This window comes from Mesorhizobium sp. B1-1-5, from assembly GCF_006443065.1.
Lineage (GTDB): Bacteria > Pseudomonadota > Alphaproteobacteria > Rhizobiales > Rhizobiaceae > Mesorhizobium.
In genome coordinates, this window is the sequence record NZ_VFWS01000112.1 from 1 (window position 1) to 16,777 (window position 16,777).

General features: G+C 63.5%; 23 protein-coding genes and 1 pseudogene. 19 read left to right on the forward strand and 5 right to left on the reverse strand.

All coding sequences use genetic code 11. From position 1 onward, the window contains the following. Positions 1-158 precede the first annotated feature (158 nt). Positions 159-755 carry an invasion associated locus B family protein gene (locus tag FJ980_RS24280; RefSeq protein ID WP_140546256.1) on the reverse strand — a complete coding sequence of 199 codons (597 nt, stop codon included), beginning with the start codon at positions 753-755 and terminating at the stop codon, positions 159-161. A gap of 31 nt (positions 756-786) precedes the next feature. After that, positions 787-942: a hypothetical protein gene (locus tag FJ980_RS34780; RefSeq protein WP_181165087.1), complete on the reverse strand. Its 156-nt coding sequence runs from the start codon at positions 940-942 to the stop codon at positions 787-789. A 274-nt stretch (positions 943-1,216) separates the two neighbouring features. Between FJ980_RS34780 and FJ980_RS24285 the strand changes: the two genes are divergently transcribed. The 9 genes from FJ980_RS24285 to FJ980_RS24325 all read left to right on the forward strand — a co-directional run bounded on the left by FJ980_RS24285 (position 1,217) and on the right by FJ980_RS24325 (position 7,538). Beyond that, a complete protein-coding gene (locus FJ980_RS24285; protein ID WP_246676536.1) occupies positions 1,217-1,507 on the forward strand; it encodes a hypothetical protein in 291 nt (96 codons plus the stop codon). A gap of 250 nt (positions 1,508-1,757) precedes the next feature. After that, positions 1,758-2,225, forward strand: coding sequence for an NUDIX hydrolase (locus FJ980_RS24290; RefSeq protein WP_140546257.1), 468 nt, complete (start codon positions 1,758-1,760; stop codon positions 2,223-2,225). Between the two features lie 145 nt (positions 2,226-2,370). Continuing rightward, the gene (locus FJ980_RS24295; RefSeq protein ID WP_040990288.1) at positions 2,371-2,694 is read left to right on the forward strand and encodes a metalloregulator ArsR/SmtB family transcription factor; all 324 of its coding nucleotides are present in this window, start codon (positions 2,371-2,373) and stop codon (positions 2,692-2,694) included. Then, positions 2,691-3,095 carry an SRPBCC domain-containing protein gene (locus FJ980_RS24300; protein ID WP_095769285.1) on the forward strand — a complete coding sequence of 135 codons (405 nt, stop codon included), beginning with the start codon at positions 2,691-2,693 and terminating at the stop codon, positions 3,093-3,095. Before FJ980_RS24295 ends, FJ980_RS24300 begins: the two co-directional genes overlap by 4 nt. Before the next feature lie 78 nt (positions 3,096-3,173). After that, a complete protein-coding gene (locus tag FJ980_RS24305; RefSeq protein WP_140546258.1) occupies positions 3,174-3,566 on the forward strand; it encodes a VOC family protein in 393 nt (130 codons plus the stop codon). A gap of 39 nt (positions 3,567-3,605) precedes the next feature. Next, positions 3,606-3,839 carry a hypothetical protein gene (locus FJ980_RS24310; RefSeq protein WP_140546259.1) on the forward strand — a complete coding sequence of 78 codons (234 nt, stop codon included), beginning with the start codon at positions 3,606-3,608 and terminating at the stop codon, positions 3,837-3,839. Continuing rightward, the gene (locus tag FJ980_RS24315; protein ID WP_181176034.1) at positions 3,839-4,282 is read left to right on the forward strand and encodes a DUF1801 domain-containing protein; all 444 of its coding nucleotides are present in this window, start codon (positions 3,839-3,841) and stop codon (positions 4,280-4,282) included. Before FJ980_RS24310 ends, FJ980_RS24315 begins: the two co-directional genes overlap by 1 nt. A gap of 78 nt (positions 4,283-4,360) precedes the next feature. Continuing rightward, a complete protein-coding gene (locus FJ980_RS24320; protein WP_140546261.1) occupies positions 4,361-4,759 on the forward strand; it encodes a DUF1801 domain-containing protein in 399 nt (132 codons plus the stop codon). Between the two features lie 301 nt (positions 4,760-5,060). Continuing rightward, positions 5,061-7,538: an EAL domain-containing protein gene (locus FJ980_RS24325; RefSeq protein ID WP_140546262.1), complete on the forward strand. Its 2,478-nt coding sequence runs from the start codon at positions 5,061-5,063 to the stop codon at positions 7,536-7,538. On the opposite strand, the gene FJ980_RS24330 is transcribed toward FJ980_RS24325, so the two are convergent. After that, positions 7,535-8,095 (reverse strand): GNAT family N-acetyltransferase, encoded by a 561-nt coding sequence (locus FJ980_RS24330; protein WP_140546263.1) that lies wholly within the window; start codon positions 8,093-8,095, stop codon positions 7,535-7,537. The genes FJ980_RS24325 and FJ980_RS24330 overlap by 4 nt on opposite strands. 205 nt (positions 8,096-8,300) lie before the next feature. On the opposite strand from FJ980_RS24330, the gene FJ980_RS24335 reads away from it, so the two are divergent. After that, positions 8,301-8,738 (forward strand): DUF2214 family protein, encoded by a 438-nt coding sequence (locus FJ980_RS24335; protein ID WP_246676537.1) that lies wholly within the window; start codon positions 8,301-8,303, stop codon positions 8,736-8,738. Positions 8,739-8,750: 12 nt separating this feature from the next. Here the strand turns inward: FJ980_RS24335 and nth are convergent, their stop codons facing one another. Next, positions 8,751-9,560: an endonuclease III gene (gene nth / locus FJ980_RS24340; RefSeq protein ID WP_140546265.1), complete on the reverse strand. Its 810-nt coding sequence runs from the start codon at positions 9,558-9,560 to the stop codon at positions 8,751-8,753. A 22-nt stretch (positions 9,561-9,582) separates the two neighbouring features. Between nth and FJ980_RS24345 the strand changes: the two genes are divergently transcribed. Further along, positions 9,583-10,077, forward strand: a complete 495-nt coding sequence (locus FJ980_RS24345) for a DUF2244 domain-containing protein (RefSeq protein WP_140546266.1) — start codon at positions 9,583-9,585, stop codon at positions 10,075-10,077. A gap of 12 nt (positions 10,078-10,089) precedes the next feature. Here FJ980_RS24345 and FJ980_RS24350 read toward each other — a convergent pair whose 3' ends face one another. Next, positions 10,090-10,905: a class I SAM-dependent methyltransferase gene (locus FJ980_RS24350; protein ID WP_140546267.1), complete on the reverse strand. Its 816-nt coding sequence runs from the start codon at positions 10,903-10,905 to the stop codon at positions 10,090-10,092. 115 nt (positions 10,906-11,020) lie between these two features. Here FJ980_RS24350 and FJ980_RS24355 point away from each other — a divergent pair, with 115 nt between their 5' ends. The 8 genes and pseudogenes from FJ980_RS24355 to FJ980_RS35510 form a co-directional block, all read left to right on the forward strand. Next, on the forward strand, positions 11,021-11,926 hold the full coding sequence (locus tag FJ980_RS24355) for a methylated-DNA--[protein]-cysteine S-methyltransferase (protein ID WP_176477139.1): 906 nt from the start codon (positions 11,021-11,023) through the stop codon (positions 11,924-11,926). Between the two features lie 235 nt (positions 11,927-12,161). After that, positions 12,162-12,635, forward strand: coding sequence for a hypothetical protein (locus FJ980_RS24360; protein WP_140546268.1), 474 nt, complete (start codon positions 12,162-12,164; stop codon positions 12,633-12,635). Positions 12,636-12,658: 23 nt separating this feature from the next. Further along, positions 12,659-13,051, forward strand: coding sequence for a hypothetical protein (locus FJ980_RS24365; protein ID WP_140546269.1), 393 nt, complete (start codon positions 12,659-12,661; stop codon positions 13,049-13,051). Next, complete coding sequence (locus FJ980_RS24370; protein WP_140546270.1) at positions 13,018-13,569, forward strand: hypothetical protein; 552 nt, start codon at positions 13,018-13,020, stop codon at positions 13,567-13,569. The genes FJ980_RS24365 and FJ980_RS24370 overlap by 34 nt, the downstream gene beginning before the upstream one ends. After that, a complete protein-coding gene (locus tag FJ980_RS24375) occupies positions 13,544-14,026 on the forward strand; it encodes a hypothetical protein (RefSeq protein WP_140546271.1) in 483 nt (160 codons plus the stop codon). The genes FJ980_RS24370 and FJ980_RS24375 overlap by 26 nt, the downstream gene beginning before the upstream one ends. Positions 14,027-14,221: 195 nt before the next feature. Next, entirely contained in the window at positions 14,222-15,127 is a 906-nt protein-coding gene (locus FJ980_RS24380) for a ribokinase (protein WP_140546272.1), read from the forward strand. Positions 15,128-15,132: 5 nt separating this feature from the next. Beyond that, on the forward strand, positions 15,133-16,584 hold the full coding sequence (locus FJ980_RS24385) for an amidase (RefSeq protein ID WP_140546273.1): 1,452 nt from the start codon (positions 15,133-15,135) through the stop codon (positions 16,582-16,584). 94 nt (positions 16,585-16,678) lie between these two features. Beyond that, positions 16,679-16,777, forward strand: a pseudogene (locus FJ980_RS35510) (LysE family translocator); the annotation flags it as partial.

Consider the following 16,777-nt stretch of genomic DNA (forward strand, 5'->3'; position numbering starts at 1 on the left):
AACCTGCACCGTTACAGCGCTTCGAGGTCACGGCATGGATCCTATGGTCTGCGCGTCGCTTCGCTCCTTGCTCCGCCATAGGATTGACGATCGCGACGGGCGTTTGAGTGAAATCCCTGCATGCGCGCACGCTCACACACAGCAGCGATCCCCACGAGCTAGTCCGCCGACAGGTCCGCCGTCCGGGCGAGCGCACTGCCAAAACCGTTGAGCGAGATGGTGAAGGAGATCGGCTGCGCAGTGTCGGCCGCCGTGGCGTTGACCTTCAGCGTGGTGCCGTTCTGCAGCAACGGCGTGATATTGGCATCGAACGTCACCGGTACCAGGCAACCTACCGCCTGGCAGGTGTTGAACTGCAACGTGCCGTCCAGCTTCTTGTCGTCGATTTCGAACGAGATCCCGTTGGCCAAGGCGAGCCCGAAGGGCAGCGCCAGCGTGCCGGCGGCGTCCTGGCCGGTCTTGGTCGTCAATTCGATCGCCAGCAGCCGCTGGCCGCTCTGCTTGTTGAACTGCTGATGCGACAGGCTGCAGACCTTGTTGGTGCCGGTGACCTGGCAGTTGACCGTCCAGTCGCCATGCGTTTCCGACAGCGCCGAGGCTCCGCCCGGCAGTTGCGGCTTGGCCGCCGCGCCGGTGGGCTGGGCCGCTGGAGCCACCTTGTCGGTCTTATTCTGCGCGGCAAGTCCCGCCGCCGGCACACCGGCGATGCAGGCGGTTGCCATCATCGCCGCGAGATACGCGTATTTCGTCCTCATGAGATCCCTTCTTGGCCGCCGCCCGCGTCAGCTAGAAGCTGACCTTCAGAGACGCGCTGACCGCATTCTGCTTGACCGTTTGCCGAAAGGCGTCGTTGTACCTGACAGCCAACCCGACGCCGTTGACGCCATCGAGCTCCAGCCCGGCGCCGACCCGATAGAGCGGCGAATCGATGGCTTCCGTCAAGTGCAATGCCGGATTGCCGGGCAGATTCTCGGCGGCGGCGAAACGCCCCTCGATCTCCCACTGCTTGGTGGAGAACTCGACGCCGGCCTTTCCGTAGATGCGGGAACTGGCGATGGCGCTGACCGGGATGTCGGCCCCGATCTCCAGCGCCGGCGTCGCGCCATAGTCTATCGCGCGGCTTGCGTGAGCCGCATCACGTTTCGCAGTTGCCCATAGCGTTATTGGCCATCCGCACTATATGAAACGCATGGTTTTTCGTATGGGAGCCTTGCGGATGCTTCGTCCGGTTGTTCTGGCAGGCGCCGTGCTGGCCGCCTCGGTTTGTCTGATTACGCCGTCTTATGCGCAGATCGTCGTCCCGACGAATCGCAACGCATTGGTGCAGCAGAATGAGCTGCAGCAGTTGCAGAACCGCTTGCAGCGGCAGCAATACCAGCAGCAGCAGCAAATCTATCGCGAGCTCGACCGGCCGGCCCCGCCCAGGCGCCAACCTGATGTGCCGGTATATGGCAACACCTGTCGGATGGAATCGGCCGGCAACATTATTTCCAGGGTTTGCCGCTGACATATTGTTCTTTTCAGTTTATTAGCCGACTTACTTACTGGCAAAATGCAGGATTGCAAGGGCGATGGTTCTAGAGCAATTCCAGGAAAAGTGTGACAAGGTTTTCCGTCGGGAATTGCGTCAAAACTAAAGAGATGGAGCGGTTCGCCGTTTCCGTGAAACGGTGAAACGCTCTAGGGTTTGCAGGAGAACAGGTTTTTGCCCACGCGGATAGCGTATGGCAAGGATGCTGCTCTGACCGGAATTTGGGATGGCAACGACCAAGAAGAAAGCAGTCCGCAGAGCCAGGAAAGGCCAACGGATCCGCCAGGTGGCGGCCATTCCGTATCGGGTGCGAGAAGACGGCAATCTCGAAGTGTTGCTGGTCACCTCACGCACCACGCGGCGCTTCATCGTGCCAAAGGGCTGGCCGATGAAGGGCAAGAGCGGGCGCAGGGCGGCAACGATCGAAGCCCGCGAGGAAGCCGGCGTGCTCGGCAGGACGCTGAAGCAGCCTGCCGGCACCTATTCCTATTGGAAACGCATGCCCGACGGCTTCATTCGCGTCGACGTTGTGGTCTATCTGCTCGAGGTCGCCGAGGAGCTTGTCGACTGGCAGGAAGCCGCGAACCGGCAGCGCGCATGGCTTCCGGCGGACGACGCCGCCCTGCTCATTGACGAACCGGACCTTTCCACGCTGCTGAGGGATTTGACCGTTCCGTCAGCAAACGCAGCATAAGCAACCATCTATTCAGTAGCGTCCGGCCGTACCGGCGTGCCGGCCCACGGCCGCGGCTTCGGATGCGCGACCTCATTCGCTGCTTGACTCATGCATATCCCAATGGTTATACGTCAATCAATAGCCAACGGGTTATCGGTTAGAAATGACGACTGCGCATGATATGCTGTTCAGGACGCTCGCCGATCCGACGCGACGCGCCATCTTCGAACGGCTCTGCCGCCAGGGCGAGCAGACGGTCGGAGCCCTGACCGCCCAGGCCGGGGTGTCGCAGCCGGCGGTGTCGAAGCATCTGGGCGTCCTCAAGGAGGCGGGACTGGTGCGCGACCGCCATGAGGGCCGCCAGACCCATTACAGCGCCCAGCTCAAGGCGCTCGCGCCGTTGATGGACTGGACGCGCGACATGGCGGGGTTTTGGGAAAGCCGTTTCGACGATCTGGAAGACCTGCTCAAAAGGATGGATCAATGAATGAGGCCGCAACGCGCTCCGTCATCGTCGAGCGCGAGATACCTTTTCCGCCGGAAAAGATCTGGCGCGCGCTCACCCAACCGCATCTCATCGAGGAGTGGCTGATGAAGAACAGCTTCAAGCCGGTCGTGGACCATCGCTTCAATATGAGCGCCGAATGGGGCGGCGTCGACTGCCAGGTGCGGACGGTCGAGCCCAACCGGACCCTGTCCTACAGCTGGGACACCAAGGATCTCGAGAGCGTGGTCACCTGGACGCTCACCCCGACGGGCAAGGGCACGCATTTGCGGATGGAGCAGGTCGGCTTCCGCACCGACCAGGAGCCGTATTACCGCGGCGCCACGGTGGGCTGGAAGCGCAACTTCACGGCCCTGGAGCAGCTGCTTTCGCGGATCGATTGACGTCCGCCGAAGCCTCAAAAGACAGACACGGTCCCGGCGGGGCGGCAAACCGCGAGCGTAAGCAATGGAGGCACGAAAATGAAGATCAAGCTGACCAGCATCTATGTCGACGACCAGGAAAAGGCTCTTGGCTTCTATACCGAAATTCTGGGCTTCACCAAGAAGGCCGACTTCACCAATGGGCCGTTTCGCTGGCTGACTGTCGTCTCGCCTGACGATCCGGACGGCACCGAACTGCAGCTGGCCCTCAACGACAATCCGGCGGCAAAGACTTATCAGCAGGCCATCTTCAAGCAAGGCCAGCCGGCGCTGATGCTGTTCACCGACGACATCAAGAGCGATCATGAGCGCATCAAGGCCAATGGCGGCAGTTTTGCCATGGCGCCGACCGCGGTGACCGGCGCGACCATCGCGCAGCTCAACGACACCTGCGGCAACCTCATTCAGCTTTCGCAGCTGGCGCGCTGGTAGAGAGCTCGATCCGTATCGTCATTTGCAAGGGAGGTTATATTGAACTGGAGCAAGTGGATCAGGCAGCTTCACCGCTGGCTTTCGATCATCTTCACCGTCACCGTCATTGCCAATTTCGCTGCCATGGCCATGGGCCCGCCGCCCGCCTGGATCGTCTATTCGCCGTTGATTCCGCTTTTCCTGCTGCTGTTCAGCGGCCTCTATATGTTCGTGCTGCCCTATGCCGCCAGATGGCGCGGGGAGCCGGCGGGCGAGCGCGCGGGATCGGCCTGATGGCAAAGACGAAATCGAAGGCTGCCGAGTCCGCGGACGCGAAACCTGTCCTGCTTTCGGGCGGCAACCCGCAGATCGCCAAAGGCTATGGCGATGCTCCGGTGCAGGCCTATATCGCGGCGATGCCGGGCTGGAAGAGCGAGGTCGGGCGCCGGCTCGACCAGCTCATCATGCAGGCCGTCCCTGGTGTGCAAAAGGCCGTCAAATGGAACTCTCCCTTCTACGGCATGGAAGGCGACGGCTGGTTCCTTGGCATCCATTGCTTCGCCAAATACATCAAGGTGGCGTTCTTCCGCGGCCTGTCGCTGAAGCCGGTGCCGCCTGTCGAATCCAAGAGCAAGGACACACGCTATTTCCACATCCACGAGAACGAGCCGATCGACGAGGAGCAGTTCGTCTCCTGGGTGAAGCAGGCAAGCCAGCTGCCCGGCGAACGGATGTAAGCGCACGAAAAATCAAGCGCCGTCTCCCCGAAAGGGCCATGGTGGCGAACTCTTATCCAGCATCGAGGAGAACCGGACATGCAACTAGGCGACGTACAGGACGGCAAGTCTGCGTCCGAACTGATCGACGGACGGATCAGGGAGCTGGGCGACTGGCGGGGCGAGACGCTTGCCCGGCTCCGCGCTCTTATCAGGGAGGCAGCGCCCGAAGTCGTCGAGACATGGAAATGGCGCGGCGTGCCGGTCTGGGAGGATGCCGGCATGATCTGCACCGGCGAGACTTACAAGGCTGTCGTCAAGCTGACTTTCGCCAAAGGCGCGGCGCTGCCCGATCCCAAGAAGCTCTTCAACTCCAGCCTGGAAGGCAACACCCGGCGCGCCATCGATTTCAAGGAAGGCGACAAGATCGACGCCGACGCCCTGAAGTCGCTCGTCCGCGAGGCCGTGGCCCTCAACAAATCCAAGACCAGGCGCTGAGACGCGACTGTCGCGCGGCGCTATCGGATTGATGTTGCCGGCTTTTTCTTCCGCGCCCGTGCACCGTAAATCGATACTATGCACGAAATATCGGCATCAAGCGCGTAAGCGTCCTTCTGTTGCCGAGCAATAACTCATGAAACAAATACTGGGCAAATTTATCGACTGTTAATCCAGGCACGTTATTTGGATTGATGTCGCCAGTAACCGGACGGCATGTGGGGAAGAACATCGTCTCAACCGGCGGATCAGCCAGTCGGACAGACACCGAGGGGGCCTGCGCACGCGCCATGGGAATGGGATGAAGCTCTCATCGACCGATGCTGCCCCGCGCCTCATCGGGCTGGTCTGGCCCTTCGTCGCGGTCGTCCTGATCCAGGCGCTGGTTGCGACCCTCAGCCTCCACACGTTGTCAGCCGTCCGCGCCTATGTCGGCGGCGAAAGCCAATGGTCGAAGGGGCAGAAGCACGCCATCTATTTCCTCAGCCTTTATGCCGACACCGGCCGGGAAGAGTATTTCAGCGAATATCGCCAGGCCATCGCCGTGCCGCTGGCCGATCGAACCGCGCGGCTTGCGCTCGAACAGCCTGAGCCCGACACGAATGCGGCCAGGCTTGGCTTTCTCGGTGGCAACAACCATCCCGACGATGTCGCCGGCCTGATCTGGCTGTTCCGGAATTTCCGCGGCGTCAGCTATCTCGACACGGCGATCCGGCACTGGACGGCTGCCGACGAGATGATCCTCGCCATCGAAAGACTTGGCGACGACATGCATCGCAGGCTCGTAAAAGGGCCGCCATCGTCAGCCGAGATCGCTCTCTGGAAAGTGCAAATCCACCAGATCGACCACCAGATCGGGCCGCTCGCCAAGGCCTTCTCCGACAGTCTCGGCGAGGGGTCGCGCTTCATCAAGACGGCGCTGACGGCGGCCAATCTCGCGACAGCCGCGCTGCTTATCCTGCTCGCCGTCTGGCGCACGCGAAAGCTGATGAAACAGCGTCAGGCATTTCAGACAGCCCTCAGCGCCGAGCGCGAGCGGGCTCAGATCACATTGGCCTCGATCGGCCAGGCCGTCATCAGCACCGATGCCGAGGGGCGGCTGGACTACATGAATGCTGGAGCGGAAAGGCTGCTTGCCTGCTCTTTAGCCGCCGTCAAAGGCAGGTCGGTCGCCTCGTTGTTCCGGCTCGTGGACAAGGACAGTGGCGTCGAGGAGACCGATCTGATCCCGCGCCTGCTGGCGGGCGAGCCGCGCCGCTCCAATGTTCGCCCGCAGCTTCTGGAGCGCCCCGACGGTTCGGTCGTGCCGGTGGCGCTGAACGGCGCTCCGCTGATCGTTTCCGGCTCGATCCTGGGTTGCGTCCTGGCCCTGCAAGACATGACGCGCGAGCAGGACTATATCGAGCGCCTTTCGTGGCAGGCATCGCATGATGCGCTGACCGGTCTCGTCAACCGCCGCGACTTCGAGAAGCGTCTGGCGAGCGCGATCTCCGAAGCGCCGGAAAGATCGCGCCGGCACGCGCTGATGTATCTCGACCTCGATCAGTTCAAGCTGGTCAACGATACCTGCGGCCACGCCGCCGGCGACCAGCTGCTGCGCCAGATCTCGGCGCTGCTCGCCAACGAGCTGCCGCCCGGCGACATCCTGGCGAGACTGGGCGGCGACGAGTTCGGCGTGCTGCTCTTCGATTGCGATGCCGATTGCGCCGCCGCCACCGCCGAACGGTTGCGCGCCACGGTCCAGGATCTGCACTTTTCCTGGGAAGGGCGTCCCTTCAACATCAGCGTCAGCATCGGCATGGTCGAAGTAGCCAATGTCGGCATGACGCTGGAGGAAGTGCTGCGCGCCGCCGACGTCGCCTGCTACATGGCCAAGGAAAAGGGCCGCAACCGCGTCCAGCTCCACAGTGACGGCGACAGGGCGCTGCGCGAGCGCTTCGGCGAGATGGCCTGGGTGCAGCGCCTGCATGCCGCGCTGGATGAGAACCGCTTCCGGCTGCATGCGCAGGAGATCGCGCCGCTGCGGGACGATGCTGCCGAGCCGGGCGCGCATGTCGAAATCCTGCTCAGGCTGACCGACGAGGACGGCAGCTTCGTCACCCCGCAGAGCTTCATCCCGGCGGCGGAGCGCTATGGACTGATGCCGGCGATCGACCGCTGGGTGGTGCGCAACGCCTTCGCCATATTGGCGTCGCGACGCACCGATCCGCGCGCGACACCGATATCCACCTGCGCGATCAATCTCTCCGGCGCCACTTTCGGCGACGAGACGTTTCTCGGCTTCATGCGCGAGCAGTTCGCCGCGCACGCCATTGCGCCCGAGACGATCTGCCTGGAGATCACCGAGACCAGCGCCATCGCCAATCTGACCGAGGCCATGCGCTTCATCGCCGATCTGCGCGGGCTGGGCTGCCGCTTCGCGCTCGACGATTTCGGCTCCGGCATGTCGTCCTTCGCCTATCTGAAGCATCTGCCGGTCGACTACCTCAAGATCGACGGCGGCTTCGTCAAGGACATGCTCGACGACCGCATCGACCGCGCGATGGTCGAGATGATCCATCACATCGGCAAGGTGACGGGAAAACGCACCATCGCCGAATTCGTCGAAAGCGATGGCATCGTCGAAGCCTTGAAGGCGATCGGCGTCGATTACGCGCAGGGCTATGCAATAGCGAGGCCCCAGCCATTCGATGCGACGACGGTGCTGGGCAGCCGTCCAGGTGCAAAGGCGGACGCGTGGAACGGAGTGGCAGGGGCGTTGCGCCGCAAGGCGGGTTAAGCGCTTCCTTTTCCGGATCCGGCCTGCCGTTCCAACAGGATCGTCGGCTTCTCGTGATAGGTGGTCCGCAAAATCTCTTTATAGCCGTTCCTTTCGGCCACCTTCTGCGAAGCGCCGTTTTCCGGATCGATGATGCAGACAGTTCTTGCCTGTCCGAACGTCTCGTCGCCCCAGGCGACGATCCGCCCCACGACTTCGCTCGCAAGCCCTTGGCCACGCGCCTCCGAGGCCAGCGCCCAGCCGGCCTCCGGCACGCCTTCGAGAGACGGCACGATCTCGCGCTTCAGGTCGTGGAAGCCGGCCTCGCCGATGAAGCGCCCCGTCGCCTTGCCCTCGATCGCCCAGAATCCATAGCCGATCAGCGACCATAGGCCGGCATGGCGCAGGAAGCGCATCCAGCTCTCCTCGCGCGTGCGCGGCTTGCCGCCGATGAAACGGGTGACGGCGGGCTCCGCCCACATGGCGGCATAGGTTTCAAAATCGTCCAGCCTGTGCGGCCGTAAAACGGTGCGCGCCGTTTCGAGAAGCGGCACGCCGGCTTCCGTCTTGATGCTCATGGCATTGCCCTCCATCGACGCGACAGCGCTTAGCAAAACAGCACGCTCGATCAAGAGCCAGGCCAATGCGTTGGCTCTTCCAGCCATAACGGCCATGGCACGGCTGCATCGCTATGGGCTTTTCGCCCGGCGATGCTAGTTTGCGCGCGAAGCCGACCAGAAACGCAAATCGACCGAAGGAAGAACCACGGACACCACAGACCTGTTGCTGGCGATCGCGCATCACCTTCTGGTGTTCTCGCTGGCCGGCATCATCGGCGCCGAGTTCGTGCTGGTGCGCGGCGATCTGGCAGCGGCGACGCTGAAGCGCCTTGCCGGCATCGACCGCCACTACGGCATCATCGCCGCGCTGATCGTCATCGTCGGCATCTGCCGGGTGTTCTTCGGTCTGAAAGGCTGGGAATTCTACGTCTACAATTGGGTGTTCTGGGCAAAGATGGCGGCCTTCGTCATCGTCGGCCTGCTGTCGATTGTGCCGACCATGCGCTTCCTCTCCTGGAACAGGCAGGCGAGCGGCAATCCGTCTTTCGCGGTGCCGGCGGCGGAACTGGCCTCGGTGAAGAACTATGTCCGCGCCGAGGGCTTTATCTTCCTGCTCATTCCGGTTTTCGCAGCGGCCATGGCGCGCGGCTACGGATATTAAAACTTTACTGAGTCAGACGGCCTCGACTGGAAACGTCTCATCCAGCGGCGCGATCGGCACCAGCGGGGCGGGCACGTCGGTGGTCTTTTCCTTTGACTTGCAGATGTCGGCGATGACGCAGATCGGGCAATCGGGCTTGCGCGCCTTGCAGACATAGCGGCCATGCAGGATCAGCCAATGATGCGCATGGCGCATATAGTCGGCGGGGATGACCTTGAGCAGCCCCTGCTCGACCTGTTCCGGCGTCTTGCCGGGCGCCAGCCCGATCCGGTTGCCGATGCGAAAGATATGCGTGTCGACCGCCATGGTGTGCTGGCCAAAGGCGACGTTGAGCACGACATTGGCGGTCTTGCGCCCGACGCCCGGCAGCTTCACCAGCTCGTCGCGATCCTGCGGCACCTCGCCCGCATGGTCTTCGATCAACGCCTTCGACAGCGCGATCACGTTCTTGGCCTTGTTGCGCCACAGACCGATGGTGCGGATATAGTCGCCGACCTTGGCCTCGCCCAATGCCAGCATCTTGGCCGGCGTGTCGGCCGCGGCGAACAGCGCCTTCGTCGCCTTGTTGACGCCGGCGTCCGTCGCTTGCGCCGACAGCACCACTGCGACCAGCAGAGTGAAGGCGTTGACATAGTCGAGCTCGCCTTTCGGCTCAGGCCGCTGCACGGAAAAGCGCCGGAATATCTCATGCACCTCGGCGGGGCTGTAGAGCGACCGCGTGGCGGCTTTTCGCGGCCGTCGACCAGGCGCCCGGCCGCCGCCCGGGATAGCGGGCTGAGGTTTTTTGACAGCTGCGGATTTTTTCGACTTGGGAGGCGCCATTTCCCTCCTATAATATTCCCTCATGAGCGACACAAACGCCTCGTTCCAGGCCGACGAGCCATTTTTCCAGGCCTTGCTGACGCCGCACCGCTCGCTCGGCCGCACCGGCTTCCTGATCCTGATGGGAGCGCTTCTGTTCGGCTGGGCGGTCACCGGCGCTTTCTTCCTGGCCCATGGCGCATGGCCGGTGTTCGGCTTCTTCGGCCTCGACGTGATCGCCGTCTACATCGCTTTCCGCGCCAATTACCGGGCTGCGCGCGCCCGCGAGGAAATCTCGGTCTCGCGCACCAGTCTCGACATTCGCAAGACAGCGCCTTCCGGCCGCTCGGAAAACCATCGCTTCAACCCGTTCTGGACGCGGTTCTCGATCGCCCGCCACAGCGAGATCGGCATCACCAAGATGGCCGTCGAGGCGCAAGGCAAGAGTGTCGCGATTGGCGGCTTCCTCAATCCCGACGACCGCGAAAGTTTTGCTACCGCCTTTTCGCGCGCGCTGGCGACCGCCAAGACGCGCTGATGCGTAAGCGTTTCAGAACCGGTAGCGCAGCAGCCTGCCGACCTTGCGCATCGCGGGGATAAGCCTCCAGAGGCCAACGAACAGACGCGCGGACCAGCCCAGGCGCGCCCCTTGCTCCGGCTTGTAGGACGGAACCTCGCCGATGAAGCGAAGTTTCGGGATGGCCCGCTCCAGTTCGCGCGGATCCTCAATGGCCCAATGGACTTCGGCGCCCGTTGCCTTCAAGGCAGGGCTGAGACGCATCAGCTTCAGTCCGAAACGGCTGTAGGCGTCGAACATCAACTCGCCGCCGGCCAGATGCGAGACAAGCCGCGCAAACAGCCGCGGCCCCTCGTCGGCGGCGAGATACGGCGTCAGCCCCTCGGCCACGATCATTGCCGGGCGATTGCGCGGCACCTCGGCCAGCCAGCCCGGTTCGGTAACCGACGAAGCGATCAGATGATACTGGTCCCTGCACGGATAAAGCCTGCGCCTGAGCGCGACGACGTCGGGATAATCGACGTCGAACCAATCGATGCCTTTCGGCGGATCGACCCGGAAGATCCGCGTATCGAGCCCGCATCCCAGATGCAGCACGATCGCATCCGGATATCGCGCAAGGAAATCGCGGACGCGGACGTCCAGTGTCTTCGCCCTGATTGCAAATCCCAGCCCGAGATTGCCGTCGACCTTGAGCCTTGAGAAATCATAGTCGATCCTGCGCACCGCCTCGTCGGCGAAGTGATCCTGGAGCAGCGAATTGGGCAGCCGGCTCTCCAACGCCTTGCCGTAGAGTGTCATCAGCAAGGTCTCCCTTGCCCCGGTCAGATCAACCTTTTCGACGGCCATGATCGTCCTCTTCGGCGCGAAGCTGACTCTATCTGGGTGCGGATGGCGGGAAGGCAAGTTTCGGGTGGTGGCAAAGCTCTGGAGGACCGATATTCGCGATCAAGGAGATATTGCCATGAACGCTCAGATGACCATGAATACGCGGATGAAACCAACCGCGATCCTTGAGAACGACATCACGCCGGAAGGCAGCGACTATGACGTCGTGCGCCGCGCCATCGAGAAGATCAGCCTCGACTATCGCGACCAGCCCTCGCTCGAGGTCCTGGCCGAGGAAGTCGGCGAGACGCCGACCGGCCTGCAGAAACTGTTCACGCGCTGGGCCGGACTGTCGCCCAAGGCCTTCCTGCAGGCGGTGACGCTCGACCACGCGCGCAGGCTGCTGGATTCAGGCATGCCGCTCCTGGAGACCTCGTTCGAGCTCGGCATGTCCGGTCCCGGCCGGCTGCACGACCTCTTCGTCACCCATGAGGCGATGTCGCCCGGCGACTATAAGACCCGGGGCGCGGGTCTCACCATCCGCTACGGCTATCACATCTCGCCTTTCGGCATCGCGCTGATCATGGTCACCGACCGGGGCCTCGCCGGCCTCGCCTTCTGTGACGCCGGCGGCGAGCGGGCTGCCTTCGCCGACATGTCCGGCCGCTGGCCGAACGCGACCTATGTCGAGGACATGTCCGCCACCCAGGCTTATGCCGCGCGGGTCTTCGATCCGACGCAATGGCGCGCCGACCAGCCGCTGCGCGTGGTGATGATCGGCACCGATTTCCAGCTTCGCGTCTGGGAAGCATTGCTGCGCATCCCGATGGGCAGGGCCTGTACCTATTCCTCGATCGCGGCAAGCATCGGCGCACCAAGCGCGAGCCGGGCCGTGGGCGCGGCGGTGGGCGCCAACCCGATGTCGTTCGTGGTGCCCTGCCACCGGGCGTTGGGCAAGTCCGGCGCGCTCACCGGCTATCACTGGGGCCTGACGCGCAAGCGCGCCATCCTCGGTTGGGAAGCGGGACAAGTGACGTCCTGAAAACAATCGATTTTTTCGCACCCTTGCGAAAAACCGCGTATCAAAATATAAAGGGGCACAAGCCAAACAAATAAACAGCCTTGTTCATGAATGCAACCGGCGACAACCTCTGGTTATTGCCGGCTTTCTTTGAAGTTGCTTTCTGCTGTTATTTCACTTAACGCTAAATTAACCACGATAAAGAGAAGATAACCCCAAATTGAGCCGCATTATCCGGCTCGAAAGCGGGGTCTCAATGAAGTTCTTTCGCGCCGTCATGGCTGCGAGCGTGCTCGCCGCCTGCGCCGGCCAGGCAGCATCGGCGGCCACCACCGGAAATGTGCTGTTCAATGGTACGATCACCGCGACCTGCACGGTCACGATCAACTCCAACGGCACGATGACCGTCAGCAGCAATCTTCAGTCGCTGAGCTCGCATAATGCCGGCGGCTCAGCCGGCAGCGCTCAGGTCGATACCACGGGCGGCGTCTCGCTCAGCGTAGACCCGGTAACCACGACGACCGTGCCGGCCTCGGACGTTACGGCGACGACATGGACCCCCACCTTCGCCACTTCCGGCGCTCAGACGATTGCCGAAACCGGCACTGCGACGGCCCTGACGGTGCCAGGCACATCCACGGTCGCCGTCAATCTTGCCGGCACCAAGAGCGGCACGAACCGCTTCTCCGCCGGCAACTACCAAGCAACGGTGACGCTGCGCTGCGAATAGTCTTGTCGCGAAAGGAGTGATCCTTGAGAACGATTGCAATTCTGGCGGCGGGCCTGACTGCCGTGCTGTTTCCCATCGCCGCGACCGGCCAGTCGATGACGCCGATGCGGGGCGAGGTGCGATCCTTCGCGGATGCCTTCGCCGTTCGTGTCTTCCCAGGCAACCCGTATAATCAGCGCATACGTGTCGAGGTTCATGTCTATGACCAGGATTTCCAGCCGGTCGACGCCAAGATCACGCCAAGCGCCTTCCTTCTGGCCGGCCAGGCGTCGCGTCCGGTTCTGGTGGTCGTCCCGTTCGACGGCGCCAACGAGCGTAAGGTGCGTATCTGTACCGAGAGTATCCCCTTTCCAAGCGAGCAGACCCAGATAAGGGCACAGATATGCGGAAAGTTTTTCGGGCATCGCAGGTTCTGATCTTGTCCCTGCCGTCCGCCTTGGCTGTCGTAAGTCAGGGGCTTGCCGAGGACATCCTGAACCTGAATCAGAACCAGACCGGTTTCAGCCTGCCCGGCGTCAGCCTGCCTCAGGGCCAGGACGAGGTTCATGCCAGCGACGGCACGACCTGCCGCTCAGCCGTCTCGGGCAGCGGCGCCTATTTCGACCTCGGCGTCATCCGGGGCAACAACAGCGGCAATCAGGCCAATAGCGACATCGCCACATACGGCCGCGTGGTGATCCCGATCGGGCGGACGCCGAAACGCGTCGATTGCAGCCGCCTCTACGAGTTGGAAGTCGAGCGCCTGCAGCTTGAATTGAAGCTCCTGAAAATGGGCCTTGGCGCCGATGGTCAGACAACGGGGAGCACGACGAGCACCGCTGCCACGGCTTCCGAGGCTCCTACGGCTCGCTCGGCCGCATCGGCAGGATGGGCCAACGAAGGCTGGAGCATTCGAGGCACAACCGGCAATGAAACGAAAAAGAAGCGGAAATAGCCGCGCGCTGCTTGCGATGGCAGCGCTTGCCGGCTTCTGTCTCCCGGCACAGGCGGCGATCATCGGCACCTGCACCATCATGATCGGTGCCTCGGGAACGATGAAGTCGAACCCGTCTATCAACATATTCGGTTCCAGGCAGGCGGGCGGGTCGAGCGCCGGTGCAACCATCATCGCGAACTCGACACTGTGTTCGATCCTGAACCTGCTAGACTGCTATACCGTCTCCGCGCCGGCGCCGATCGCCTTCACCTCGGCTCCGAGCGGCGGCGACACCGACGTCTCTTTCGCCTCCGTCTTCCGCCTCGACGGCTCGGGATTGGATAACCCGGGCAGCTCGCCGCAAAAGCTGACCAACGGCACCCATACGATCCAGGTCGATCTAACCGCCACGAAGTCGCCGGGCATCTTCCCGGCGGGCAGTTACCAGGCGGAGGTCACTGTGCGTTGCGAATGATGCTGTGGGCCAGATCGCGCCAGCGACGACATGATCTGGCAACCGGCGGGCTTTGCGGCTAGCTTCGCGCCCAGCCTGCAATTTCAGGGGAAAAACACTTCATGTATTTCCCCTGGAATTGCGCAAGAAAGCAGAAGTCTTGGAGCAGGTCCGCCTTTCAGCACAGGCTGACCCGCTTCACCGGGAGGCAGTTTTTTGATTATCGTTGTCGGTTCGATCAACCTCGACCTCATCGCCAATGTCGACCGCTTGCCGGAACCCGGCGAGACGGTGCGCGGCTCCGGCTTCGCCACCGCGCCCGGCGGCAAGGGCGCCAACCAGGCCCTGGCCGCGGCTCGCGGCGGCGCGCAAGTGCGCATGGTAGGCGCGGTCGGCAAGGATAGTTTTGCCGCCGAGGCGCTCGCCCTTCTCAGGGCCGGCAATGTCGATCTGTCCGGTGTCGGCCAGAGCTTCGCTTCCACCGGCACGGCGTTGATCCTGGTCGGCGGCGACGGGGAAAATGTCATCGCCGTCGTGCCGGGCGCCAATGATTCGGTTGTGCCGGGCGATGTCGCCAAGGCCTATCTCAAGAAAGGCGACGTCGTTCTCTTGCAGCACGAGATCCCGTTGCAGACGGTTGAGGCCACGCTCGACGCGGCGCGCGCGGCGGGCGCCGTCAGCGTGCTCAACACCGCCCCCTTCCGTGCCGAAGCCGCCGGCCTCCTCGGCAAGGCCGACTATGCGGTCGCCAACGAAACCGAATTCGATCTCTATGGCGAGGCGCTCGCGCTTTCGGGACGCGACCGCCCGGCCCGCATGCGCGACTATGCCAAAAAGACGGGCCGCATCATCGTCGTCACGCTCGGCGGCGACGGGGTGCTGGCCGCCACGCCGGGCGATTTCCTTGCCGTCCCGGCGCTGAAGATCACCCCGGTCGACACGGTCGGCGCCGGCGATACGTTTTGCGGCTATTTCGGCGCCGGCCTGGCGTCCGGCCAGTCGCTTGAGGAAGCGCTTGCCCGCGCCGCCGTAGCCGGCTCGCTCGCCTGCCTGAAACCCGGCGCGCAGCCGGCGATTCCTTTGGCAAAGGATGTCGACGCAGCCTTGGCGGCGGCGCGGTAGCGGCCATGCGTCCGGTCACAAAACATGCAGTGCCGCCGGCCGGCGATATCTGCCGCCTCTCCGCCGTCGAGCTCGCCGGCGAGATCAGGCAGCGCAATTTGTCGGTGCGCGAGGTGGCCGGCGCCTTCCTCGACCGCATCGAGGCGGTAAACCCGCTGGTCAACGCCATCGTCTCGCTGCGCGGGCGCGCCGATGTCCTTGCCGAGGCCGACAGGGCCGATGGCGATCTGGCGCAAGGCGGCGGGGCCGGATCGCTGTACGGCCTGCCGATCGCCATCAAGGACCTTGCCCAGACCAAGGGGCTCAGAACCACCTTCGGCTCGCCGATCTTCGCCGATTTCATTCCCGACACGGACGACTTCTTCGTCGAGCGCGTCCGCAAGGCCGGCGCGATCATCATCGGCAAGACCAATGTTCCAGAATTCGGCCTCGGCTCCAACACCTACAATCCGGTTTTCGGGCCGACACTCAACGCCTTCGACCCGGCGCTGACCGCCGGCGGCTCGAGCGGCGGCGCGGCGGTGGCGCTGGCGCTCGACATGGTGCCGGTCGCCGACGGCAGCGACTTCGGCGGTTCGCTGCGCAATCCGGCGGCCTATAATAACGTCTACGGCTTCCGCCCCTCGCAGGGCCTTGTGCCTGCGGGCCCGGACGTCGATGTCTTCCATTCCCAGATGGGCGTCGAGGGGCCGATGGGCCGCAACATTCGCGATGTCGCGCTGCTCCTCGACGAACAGGCCGGCTATCACCCGCATGCGCCGCTTTCGCACGACAAGACGGGCTCGTTCCTTGAAGGTTTGCGGACCAAAGCGTCAGGCGGCCGCATCGCCTGGCTGGGCGACCTCGGCGGCCGCCTGCCGACGGAGCCCGGCGTGCTCGACCTTTGCGAGGCCGCGCTTGCCCGCTTCGCCGATGCTTCCTTCCACAGCGAGGCCTTGGTGCCGGGTGTCGACTTCGAGGCGCTGTGGCAGGCTTTTGTCACCTTGCGCCAGGCGAGCAGCGGCTGCGGGCTGAAGGCGCACTACGACGACCCGGCAAAACGCGGGCTTCTGAAGCCTGAGGCCGTCTGGGAAGTGGAGCAGGCGATGCGCCTGACCGCGCCGCAGATCCATGCCGCGACCGTCCGGCGCACCTCCTGGCACAGGACGCTGCTTGCGCTGTTCGAGCGCTTCGACCTGATAGCGCTGCCCACCGCCCAGGTCTTCCCCTTTGACGTGACCACCCACTGGCCGCGCGAGGTCGCGGGGCAGGCCATGGACAGCTATCACCGCTGGATGCAGGTCTCGGCCTTTGCCACGCTGGGCGGCTGCCCGGCGCTCAACGTGCCAGCTGGCTTCGATGAGAAGGGCCGGCCGATGGGCATGCAGTTGATCGGCCGCCCGCGCGGCGATCTCGCCGTGCTCAAGGCCGGCGCCGCCTACGAGGCGACCCTGCCATGGGCGGCGGGGGCCGCATGACGGGCCGCCCTGCCCGACCAGCTTGCGCCGGCGTCAATCCCGTGCATTGATCGCGATCCGCCCAAAGTCGGCGCTGTCCTGTTCGAGGGAAATGATGTCGCTGGAACTCTACGCCACCTATGTCGTCGCCTGCATCATCATCATCCTGGTGCCGGGGCCCACGGTCACGCTGATCATCGCCAACAGCATCCGC